The organism is Streptomyces sp. NPDC057486 (assembly GCF_042802415.1).
Classification (GTDB): Bacteria; Actinomycetota; Actinomycetes; order Streptomycetales; family Streptomycetaceae; genus Streptomyces; species Streptomyces yanii.
Genome location: NZ_JBHVEE010000215.1, coordinates 1 through 10,521, shown reverse-complemented (window position 1 = coordinate 10,521; position 10,521 = coordinate 1). Strand labels below are relative to the sequence as shown.

The following is a 10,521-nucleotide window of genomic DNA, read 5'->3' as shown; positions in this document are numbered from 1 at the left end:
ACCGAGACGCCGACGATCACCTGCTTGCGGACCTTGTCCTTCTTGGCCTGGCGCTCGCGCTCCGCGCGCAGCCGCTCGCGGGCGGCTGCCTTGTTGGCCTGGCTGTTGCGCTTGCTCATGGTTGTTTCTCCGTGGTGTGGGGTTGTCGGGGACTGTCCTGGCTCAGGCGGTGGCGCAGGCCGAGCGAGGCGGTCCCCTCCGTCCCACGGAGTGCACGAGGAGGCGGGCGTGCGCGAGCAGGTGCGGGCGGTACGGGGCGGGCCCGGCGGCACGCCGTACGGAGCGGCGGACCGTACCCGCCACGGCGACCGCGATCAGCAGCGGCCGGAACGCCGTGGCGGCGACCGCTCGCAGCAGACCGGCGAGCGCGGACTCGCCGCGTCGCAGCCATGCCGCGGCCAGCAGACCGACCGACACATGGGCGGCCAGCAGCAGCCACGGCACAGCGGGACCGGGAGAGGCCAGCAGGGCGGCGGCGCCATGTCCGGCACCGGCCACCGAGGAGAGCGGGGTGCCGACCGCGCCCACCCCGCCGAGCTGAGCCCCACCGGCATCGACCTCGCCGCCGCCGCACAGGACATCGACGCCGACCGAACGCAGCGGACCCGCGATCGGGCCGCCCGCCGCTCCGTAACAGAGGTGCTGGCCGGTGGTGAAGACCGTGTCCGCGGCCAGTTCCAGCGGCACCAGCAGCCCGGCGATCGCGCCGAAACCGCGCTCCCGGCCGGCCAGCGCGTACGCCGCGACGAAGACCAGACCGGCCAGCCCGCCGACCACGGTCAGCGGCAGTGGGACCTGGGAGAGCAGCACGTGGGACGCAGTGGAGAGCGTCACGACGAGCGCTGTGAATAGCGCCGCGCGTACGACTCTGAGCTGCGTCCCGGATATGTCCATCGTTCGAGAGTGTGCCATGTGAACCTGTCAGCGCCGCCTAAAGGGGGTGTGGCACGTGAGGAGATCTACAGCCCCGGGATGCGGCCGTTGCGGAAGAGGTCCACGAAGATCTGGTGGTCGGCCCGTGCCCGCGCCCCGTAGCTGTGCGCGAAGTCCACCAGCAGTCCGGCGAAGCCCTCCTCGTCCGCAGCGATCGCCGCGTCGATCGCCCGCTCCGTGGAGAACGGCACCAGCGAGTGGCCGCTCTCGTCGTCCGCGGCGGAGTGCATCGTCGCCGTCGCCCGGCCGAGGTCGGCGACGACCGCCGCGATCTCGTCGGGCTCGTCGATGTCGGACCAGTCCAGGTCCACCGCGTACGGCGAGACCTCGGCGACCAGCTGACCCGCACCGTCCAGCTCGGTCCACCCCAGCCAAGGGTCGGCGTGCGCCTGCAGGGCGCGCTGGGAGATGACCGTGCGGTGCCCCTCGTGCTGGAAGTAGTCGCGCACGGCCGCGTCGGTGATGTGCCGGGAGACCGCCGGGATCTGTGCCTGCTTGAGGTAGATCACCACATCGTTCTCCAGGGCGTCGCTGTTGCCCTCCAGAAGGATGTTGTACGAGGGCAGCCCGGCCGAGCCGATGCCGATGCCACGGCGGCCGACGACGTCCTTCACCCGGTACGAGTCGGGGCGGGTCAGGCTCGACTCGGGCAGCGTCTCCAGATAGCCGTCGAACGCCGCCAGCACCTTGTAGCGCGTCGCCGCGTCCAGATCGATCGCGCCGCCGCCGTCCGCGAACCGGCGCTCGAAGTCCCGGATCTCCGTCATCGAGTCGAGCAGCGAGAACCGGGTCAGCGACCGGGCTTCGTGCAGCGCGGCCAGCAGCGGGCCCTCGGCGGTGTCCAGCGTGAACGGCGGCACCTCGTCGTTCTTCGCGCCCGTTGCGAGCGCGTGGATCCGCTCGCGGTATGCCGCCGCGTAGACCCGGACGAGCTCACTGATCTGGTCGTCGCCCAGCGCCTTCGCGTACCCGATCAGCGCGACGGAGGCGGCGAACCGCTTGAGGTCCCAGGTGAACGGGCCGATGTACGCCTCATCGAAGTCGTTCACATTGAAGATCAGCCGGCCGTTCGCATCCATGTACGTGCCGAAGTTCTCCGCGTGCAGATCGCCGTGGATCCACACCCGGCCGGTCCGGTCGTCCAGGTACGGGCCGCCGTGCCGCTCCCGCTCCAGGTCGTCGTAGAACAGGCACGCCGTGCCCCGGTAGAAGGCGAACGCCGAGCCTGCCATCTTGCGGAACTTGACCCGGAAGGCAGCCGGATCGGCGGCCAGGAGCTGGCCGAAGGCGGTGTCGAAAACCTCGAGAATCTGCTCCCCGCGCTGCGCTGCGCCGGTCTGCGCTTCCGACATTTCTGGGTGCCTCCTGGTACCTGGCGTGCATGACGAACGGGACAGGCGTCTCCGTCCCCTCAACGCGCGACGGTACCCGGGAGTGCCCCTCGGTTGTCGGACCGGAGACGTAGACTTCCAGGCTGTCCCCCTGTCCGTCATTGCTTGTTTCCCCGGAGGCCCGACGCCGTGACCAAGCCGCCTTTTACGCACCTTCACGTCCACACCCAGTACTCGCTGCTGGACGGTGCCGCGCGGCTCAAGGACATGTTCGCTGCCTGCAATGAAATGGGCATGTCGCACATCGCGATGACGGACCACGGCAACCTGCACGGGGCGTACGACTTCTTCCACCAGGCGAAGAAGGCCGAGGTGACGCCGATCATCGGCATCGAGGCCTACGTCGCCCCGGAGTCGCGCAAGCACAAGCGGAAGATCCAGTGGGGCCAGCCGCACCAGAAGCGCGACGACGTCTCGGGTTCGGGTGGCTACACCCACAAGACGATCTGGGCGGCGAACAAGACCGGTCTTCACAACCTCTTCCGGCTCTCCTCGGACGCGTACGCCGAGGGCTGGCTGCAGAAGTGGCCGCGCATGGACAAGGAGACCATCGCCCAGTGGTCCGAGGGGCTGATCGCGTCCACCGGCTGTCCGTCCGGCGAGGTGCAGACGCGGCTGCGGCTCGGTCAGTTCGACGAGGCGGTCCAGGCTGCGTCCGACTACAAGGACATCTTCGGCGAGGGCAAGTACTTCCTGGAGCTCATGGACCACGGCATCGAGATCGAGCGCCGGGTCCGTGACGGACTCCTCGAAATCGGCAAGAAGCTCAACATCCCGCCGCTCGTCACGAACGACTCGCACTACACGTACGCCAGCGAGGCCACCGCGCACGACGCGCTGCTCTGCATCCAGACCGGCAAGAACCTCTCCGACCCCGACCGTTTCCGGTTCGACGGCACGGGCTACTACCTCAAGACGACGGACGAGATGTACGCCGTCGACTCCTCCGACGCCTGGCAGCAGGGGTGCGCCAACACCCTGCTGGTCGCCGAGCAGATCGACACCAGCGGGATGTTCGAGAAGCGCGACCTGATGCCGAAGTTCGAGATCCCGGACGGCTTCACCGAGGTCACCTGGTTCCAGGAGGAGGTCCGGGTCGGCATGAACCGGCGCTTCCCGGCCGGCGTCCCCGAGGACCGGCAGAAGCAGGCCGAGTACGAGATGGACGTCATCATCCAGATGGGGTTCCCGGGGTACTTCCTCGTCGTCGCCGACTTCATCATGTGGGCCAAGAACAACGGCATCGCGGTGGGCCCCGGGCGTGGCTCCGCGGCCGGTTCGATCGTCGCGTACGCGATGGGCATCACCGACCTCGACCCGATCGAGCACGGACTGATCTTCGAGCGGTTCCTCAACCCCGAGCGTGTCTCCATGCCCGATGTCGACATCGACTTCGACGAGCGTCGGCGCGTCGAAGTGATCAGGTACGTGACGGAGAAGTACGGCGCCGACAAGGTCGCCATGATCGGCACGTACGGCAAGATCAAGGCCAAGAACGCGATCAAGGACTCCGCCCGCGTCCTCGGCTACCCGTACGCGATGGGCGACCGGCTCACCAAGGCCATGCCCGCCGACGTCCTCGGCAAGGGCATCGACCTCTCCGGCATCACCGACCCCAAGCACCCGCGGTACAGCGAGGCGGGCGAGATCCGGGGGATGTACGAGAACGAGCCGGACGTCAAGAAGGTCATCGACACCGCCAAGGGCGTCGAGGGGCTGGTCCGGCAGATGGGTGTGCACGCCGCCGGCGTGATCATGTCCAGTGAGCCCATCGTCGACCACGCCCCGGTCTGGGTGCGGCACACCGACGGCGTCACCATCACGCAGTGGGACTACCCGCAGTGCGAGTCGCTCGGCCTGCTGAAGATGGACTTCCTCGGCCTGCGCAACCTCACGATCATGGACGACGCCATCAAGATGGTGAAGGCCAACAAGGGCATCGACCTGGAGATGCTCGCGCTCCCGCTGGACGACCCCAAGACGTACGAGCTGCTCTGCCGCGGTGACACGCTCGGCGTCTTCCAGTTCGACGGCGGTCCGATGCGTTCGCTGCTGCGCCAGATGCAGCCCGACAACTTCGAGGACATTTCCGCCGTCTCGGCCCTGTACCGGCCGGGTCCGATGGGCATGAACTCGCACACGAACTACGCCGAGCGCAAGAACGGCCGCCAGGAGATCACCCCGATCCACCCGGAGCTGGAGGAGCCGCTCAAGGAGACGCTCGGCCTGACCTACGGCCTGATCGTCTACCAGGAGCAGGTGCAGAAGGCCGCCCAGATCATCGCCGGGTACTCGCTCGGCGAGGCCGACATCCTGCGCCGCGTGATGGGCAAGAAGAAGCCCGACGAGCTGGCGAAGAACTTCGTGCTGTTCCAGGCGGGCGCCAAGAAGAACGGCTTCTCCGACGCGGCGATCCAGGCGCTGTGGGACGTACTGGTCCCGTTCGCCGGGTACGCGTTCAACAAGGCGCACTCCTCCGCGTACGGACTGGTCACGTACTGGACCGCGTACCTCAAGGCGAACTACCCCGCCGAGTACATGGCGGCGCTGCTGACCTCGGTCAAGGACGACAAGGACAAGTCCGCGGTCTACCTCAACGAGTGCCGCCGCATGGGCATCAAGGTGCTCCCACCCAACGTCAACGAGTCCGAGTCGAACTTCGCCGCCCAGGGCGATGACGTCATCCTCTTCGGGCTGACCGCCATCCGTAACGTCGGACAGAACGTCGTCGACTCGATCATTCGGTGCCGCAAGGCGAAGGGGAAGTACAGCAGCTTCCCCGACTTCCTCGACAAGGTCGAGGCGGTGGTCTGCAACAAGCGCACCGTCGAGTCACTGATCAAGGCCGGCGCCTTCGACGAGATGGGCCACACCCGCAAGGGCCTCGTCGCCCACCACGAGCCGATGATCGACAACGTGGTGCAGGTCAAGCGCAAGGAGGCCGAGGGGCAGTTCGACCTCTTCGGCGGCGGCGAGGAGGACAGCGACGAGCCCGGCTTCGGACTCGACGTCGAGTTCTCCGACGTCGAGTGGGAGAAGTCGTACCTGCTGGCCCAGGAGCGCGAAATGCTCGGGCTGTACGTCTCGGACCACCCGCTCTTCGGTATCGAACACGTGCTGTCCGACAAGTCCGACGCGGCGATCTCCCAGCTCACCGGTGGCGAACACGCCGACGGGGCGATCGTCACCATCGGCGGCATCATCTCCGGGCTCCAGCGGAAGATGACCAAGCAGGGCAACGCCTGGGCCATCGCCACCGTCGAGGACCTGGCCGGTTCCATCGAGTGCATGTTCTTCCCGGCCACGTACCAGCTGGTCTCCACCCAGCTCGTCGAGGACACCGTCGTCTTCGTCAAGGGACGGCTCGACAAGCGCGAGGACATTCCGCGACTGGTCGCCATGGAGATGCAGGTGCCCGACCTCTCGTCGGCCGGGACCAACGCGCCGGTGGTGCTCACCATCCCGACGGTCAAGATCACCCCGCCGATGGTCGCCCGCCTCGGCGAGGTGCTCAGCAACCACCGCGGCAACACCGAGGTGCGGATCAAGCTCCAGGGCCCCCGCAAGACCACCGTCCTCCGGCTCGACCGGCACCGGGTCCAGCCCGACCCGGCGCTCTTCGGTGACCTGAAGGTGCTGCTCGGCCCGTCCTGCCTGGCCGGCTGAGCGGCACCCGCAACGCACGGGAGAGGCGCCCCGCCATGCGGGAGCGCCTCTCTCGGCTACCGGCCTGTGGCCGGACCGGAGACGACCGGTCAGTTGTGGCCGAAGCGCCGCTGCTGCTTACGGGCAACATCAGCAGGGCTGCCCTGGGCCTGCGACTGGGACTGCGACTCGTAAGCCGTCGACTTCGTCTCCTCCGCGTCGCGCTCCGGTATGGACGCGCGGTTCTGCTGGCTGCCCTGCTTGCGGTTCTTGTTCTTGGCCATGGTGTTCCTCCTGTGCGGAATCTCGGGGCCAGGACCGCTGTCAGATTCACATACCGGCATATACAGCGCATGTTGGATCATTACCGTGCGTAGTGAGGGGGTATCATGCGCCGTTTTCCGTATCCGCCACGCCGATGATCGAGTTCCGGCCGTCAACCCTCACGCCGTCGGGCAGACTTCGAGGAAACCCTGAGCAGAACCCATTCCCGAATTCTGGAAGAGGGTGGATCGCGTGGACCGTTGCGTCGTCCTGGTGGACGCCGGCTACTTGCTGGGCGCAGCCGCGAGTCTGCTGGCGGGAGAGCCCGCCCGTTCCCGCATCACCGTCGACCACGCGGCGCTGATTCAGGGCCTGCGCGAGCGGGCCGAAGCCGATACACAGCAGCCGCTGCTGCGGATCTACTGGTTCGACGGCGCCCCCGACCGCGTCCCGCAGCCCGAACACCGCAGGCTGCGCGTCATGCCCAGGGTGACCGTGAGGCTCGGGGCGCTCACTCGGAGTGACGGACGTTGGGCGCAGAAGGGCGTCGACGCCGCCATGCACGCCGAGCTCACCGAGCTGGCCAGGAACCGCGCCTGCTCCGACGTCGTCCTGGTGACCGGCGACGGTGATCTGTTGCCCGGACTGATGTCTGCCAAGGAACACGGTGTGGCCGTCCATCTCTGGGCCGTGCAGGCCGCCGACGGGGACTACAACCAGTCCGAGGACCTGGTCGCCGAGGCCGACGAACGCCGGGTGCTCGACCGGGCCTGGATCACCCAGGCCGTGCGGGCCAAGGACAACGGCGGCAGCTGCGCCCCGCCCCCCGCAACTCGCCCCGAGATCGCCGCGATCCTCTCCGCGCCACTGCCCGAGGCGGCCCTCGCCGCCTCCGCCGAACGCGCCTCGGAGGCCCAGGCGGCCGCCGCCCGCAACGGCGAGGCGGTGCCCACCGTCGAGGAAACCGCGCACGCCCCGGTCGCTCACGGCGGCAAGGCTGTCCCCACCCCCAAGGACCTGGCGGGCACCCTGCGCGGCCCCGGCAACCCGACCGCTGCCGCACAGCCCGCGGCGCAGCCCCCGGCGACCGCGACCCTGCGCTGGTCCTCCGACAGGGGCTGGATGGAGCGCGGCGGACCGCTCGGCGAACCCGCCGAGACCGCCTCGCTGCCCACCCTTGCCCAGCTCACCTCCGCCGAGCAGCGCTGGGCGGACCGTGAGGAGGACATCACCACGGTCGGCGGTGACCCGTTCGAGGTGGGGCAGGTCTTCGCCCGGCGCTGGATGGAACGGCTGCCGGAGACCGTCCATCTGCAGAAGCTGTCCACCATGTACCCGCGGATCCCGCACCGCATCGACGGTGAGCTGCTGCGGTACGCGGCGCGGTTCGGCCTGCTCGCCCACAAGGACGACCAGATCGACGAACACGACCGATACGCGATCCGGGCGGGTTTCTGGCGCGAGATCGACGTGCGCGCGGCGGCCGAACACGCCCCCGTGGTGGAGTAGTCCGGCAGCCCGGGCGCAATAAGGGGCGTCCGACCCCGTACCCTCGTACCTCGTGAGTACGGGCACAGCACAGGCGCAGACGGCGACCGGGACCGTGTGCGCGGTGCGTGATCTGGTCAAGACCTATCCCGCCGCCCGCGGCCGCCGCGGCACGCCCGCCACCCCCGAGGTGCGCGCGACCGACGGGATCAGCCTCGACGTCCGACGCGGTGAGATCTTCGGACTTCTCGGGCCCAACGGTGCGGGCAAGTCCACGCTCGTACGCCAGCTCACCGGGCTGATGCGGCCCGACTCCGGCAGCGTCGAGATGCTGGGGCACGACCTCGTGCGCCACCCCGAGCGGGCCTCCCGGCTGATCGGCTACCTCGGTCAGGAGTCCACGGCCCTCGACGAGCTGACCGTTTCGCTCGCCGCCGAGACCACCGGGCGGCTGCGCGGACTCGCGGTACGGGAGGCACGCGCCGCGCGCGACGCCGTACTCGAAGAGCTCGGCCTCACCGACATCGCGGCGCGCCCTCTGAAGAAGCTTTCCGGCGGGCAGCGGCGGCTTGCCTGCTTCGCCGCCGCCCTGGTCGGGGAGCGGCCGGTCCTGATCCTGGACGAACCGACGACCGGGATGGACCCCGTCGCCCGGCGCGCCGTCTGGGCCGCCGTCGACCGGCGTCGCGCCGAGCACGGTACGACGGTGCTGCTGGTCACCCACAACGTCATCGAGGCCGAGACCGTCCTCGACCGGGTCGCCGTCCTCGAACGCGGCAAGGTCATCGCCTGCGACACGCCCACCGGCCTCAAGGAGCGGGTGGCGGGCGAGGTCCGGGTCGAGCTGGTGTGGCGCGACCGCGCGCCCCTGGACGTCCCCGAGGTGGCCGTGCTGCGACAGTCCGCGCAGGAGTCCGGGCGCCGCTGGGTGCTGCGGCTCGGGCCGGACGAGGCGCGGTCGGCGGTCGCCGCGGTGACCGGCGGGGCCGCGTTCGCCGCACTCGACGATTTCACTCTGGCGACACCGAGCCTGGAGGACGTCTACCTGGCGCTCGGCGGGGGCGCCACGCAGGGGCTGGTGAAGGCATGACCGCGGCGATCGGGTACGGATGTACGGCCGGGCAGGGACCGAACGGGAGCAGCACCAGGTGACGAGCATTGTTCCTGCGGAGGCGGCCGGTGCCCGGACGACGGCCGCAAGCGGTTCCGCCGCCGAGGGCGGGACCGAGGACGGCTCCGGCGGCGTTGCCGCGCCGCTCGCGCCTCGGGCCCGGCTGCTTCCCTCGCTCTCGGCCGTGTACCGCGCCCAGCTGTCCCGGGCCAGAGTCGCCCGCATCCCGCTGCTCTTCGTGGCGACCTTCCAGTCCGTCGGGATCATGATCCTGATGCGCGGCGTCGTCGACGGCGGTTCCGAGGCACGGGCCGTCGTCGCCGGATCCAGCGTCCTCGTCGTCGCCTTCGTCGCGCTCAATCTGCTCGCCCAGTACTTCGGGCAGCTACGGGCCGGCGGCGGGCTCGACCACTACGCCACCCTGCCGGTGCCGCCCGCCGCGGTGGTGCTCGGTGCGGCGGGGGCGTACGCCTCCTTCACCGTGCCCGGCACGATCGTCACCGCGGTCACCGGGAGCGTGCTTTTCCAACTGCCGATGACCCACCTGTGGGTGCTCGTCGCCGTCATTCCGCTCGCCGGAGCCGCACTGTCCGGGCTGGGTGCCGCGCTCGGACTGCTCGCGCCCCGGCAGGAGCTCGCCACACTGCTCGGACAGCTCGGTATGTCGGCGGCGCTGCTGCTGGGGGTGCTGCCGGCCGGCCGGATGCCCGCGCCGATCGGCTGGGCACGTGATCTGCTGCCCTCGACGTACGGCGTCGAGGCCCTGTCCCGGTCGTTCGACGCCCATCCCGACTGGGCGGTCGTCGTTCTCGATCTTGCCGTCTGCGCCGTCGTCGGCGTCCTCTCCCTGGCCGTGGCGACCTGGGCGTACCGCAGGGCAGCGGTCCGGTGAGGCGCCGCACAGGGGCGCCTGGCACGATGGCAAGGTGAGCGCACCTCTGACACCCCACCAGCCCTCGTCCCACGGCCCCTGGCAGACGCCGCCGAGGGGCGGTGGCTCCGGTCCGGGGACCTTCCTGGAGTCTCAGGAGGAGCACGATCCGCGGGCGGATCTGCGGCGGGCGGCCGTCGTCGCCGTCCTGCTGACGGTGGCCGGCGTCGGGCTCGGACTGCTGTGGCTGTGGTTGTCGCCGCGGGTCCCGCTGATCTCCGACAGCCAGGCGGTCTTCCTCAAGGACAGCGAGGGCGAGGAGGCGATCGGGGGCGACGGGACGTTCGTGCTGCTCGCGCTCGCGTTCGGGGCGGTGTCCGCGGCGCTGGCCTTCTGGTTCCACCGACGTGGCGGGATCGCGCTGGTCGTGGGGCTCGCCCTGGGCGGGCTGCTCGGGTCGCTGGTGGCCTGGGGGGTGGGCGTCTGGCTCGGACCGGAACGTGATGTGGTCGCCCATGCGCGTGAGGTCGGCAAGGGCGTGGTGTTCGACGCACCGCTCGACCTCCACGCGAAGGGTGCGTTGCTGGCCTGGTCGCTGGCGGCGATGGTCGTTCATCTGGCGCTGACCGCGGCGTTCGGGCCGCGGGATCCGGAGCCGGACTGGGGAGTCTGGGGTGTGCCGGGAGGTGGGCCGGGGGGTGCGGGCTCGGCGGGGCCTTCGCCTTCGCCTTCGCCTCCGTCCTCGCCTTCGTCCCCTCCGTCGCCTCCGACGGAGTCGTAGGGAGCGGGAAGGGGCGGGGTGGGGCCGCTGCGCGCAG

Annotated in this window: 8 protein-coding genes and 1 pseudogene; 5 read left to right on the top strand and 4 right to left on the bottom strand. The window is 69.8% G+C overall.

Annotated elements, in window-relative coordinates; genetic code table 11:
• The 3 genes and pseudogenes from ACFU6I_RS46035 to ACFU6I_RS46025 form a co-directional block, all read right to left on the bottom strand.
• Positions 1-119 (bottom strand): annotated as a pseudogene (locus ACFU6I_RS46035) (DsbA family protein); the annotation flags it as partial.
• A gap of 43 nt (positions 120-162) precedes the next feature.
• The gene (locus ACFU6I_RS46030) at positions 163-894 is read right to left on the bottom strand and encodes a hypothetical protein (RefSeq protein WP_384379824.1); all 732 of its coding nucleotides are present in this window, start codon (positions 892-894) and stop codon (positions 163-165) included.
• 65 nt (positions 895-959) lie between these two features.
• Positions 960-2,285: a DUF2252 domain-containing protein gene (locus ACFU6I_RS46025; protein ID WP_384379821.1), complete on the bottom strand. Its 1,326-nt coding sequence runs from the start codon at positions 2,283-2,285 to the stop codon at positions 960-962.
• 168 nt (positions 2,286-2,453) lie between these two features.
• Between ACFU6I_RS46025 and dnaE the strand changes: the two genes are divergently transcribed.
• On the top strand, positions 2,454-5,990 hold the full coding sequence (gene dnaE, locus ACFU6I_RS46020) for a DNA polymerase III subunit alpha (protein WP_384379818.1): 3,537 nt from the start codon (positions 2,454-2,456) through the stop codon (positions 5,988-5,990).
• A gap of 89 nt (positions 5,991-6,079) precedes the next feature.
• Here the strand turns inward: dnaE and ACFU6I_RS46015 are convergent, their stop codons facing one another.
• Positions 6,080-6,253, bottom strand: a complete 174-nt coding sequence (locus ACFU6I_RS46015) for a hypothetical protein (RefSeq protein ID WP_384379815.1) — start codon at positions 6,251-6,253, stop codon at positions 6,080-6,082.
• A gap of 223 nt (positions 6,254-6,476) precedes the next feature.
• On the opposite strand from ACFU6I_RS46015, the gene ACFU6I_RS46010 reads away from it, so the two are divergent.
• The 4 genes from ACFU6I_RS46010 to ACFU6I_RS45995 all read left to right on the top strand — a co-directional run bounded on the left by ACFU6I_RS46010 (position 6,477) and on the right by ACFU6I_RS45995 (position 10,484).
• Positions 6,477-7,742: an NYN domain-containing protein gene (locus ACFU6I_RS46010; RefSeq protein ID WP_384379812.1), complete on the top strand. Its 1,266-nt coding sequence runs from the start codon at positions 6,477-6,479 to the stop codon at positions 7,740-7,742.
• Positions 7,743-7,836: 94 nt separating this feature from the next.
• Positions 7,837-8,811: an ABC transporter ATP-binding protein gene (locus ACFU6I_RS46005; RefSeq protein WP_384379830.1), complete on the top strand. Its 975-nt coding sequence runs from the start codon at positions 7,837-7,839 to the stop codon at positions 8,809-8,811.
• 184 nt (positions 8,812-8,995) lie between these two features.
• The gene (locus tag ACFU6I_RS46000; RefSeq protein ID WP_384379827.1) at positions 8,996-9,724 is read left to right on the top strand and encodes an ABC transporter permease; all 729 of its coding nucleotides are present in this window, start codon (positions 8,996-8,998) and stop codon (positions 9,722-9,724) included.
• A 34-nt stretch (positions 9,725-9,758) separates the two neighbouring features.
• Complete coding sequence (locus tag ACFU6I_RS45995; RefSeq protein ID WP_384379809.1) at positions 9,759-10,484, top strand: ABC transporter permease; 726 nt, start codon at positions 9,759-9,761, stop codon at positions 10,482-10,484.
• Positions 10,485-10,521 lie beyond the last annotated feature (37 nt).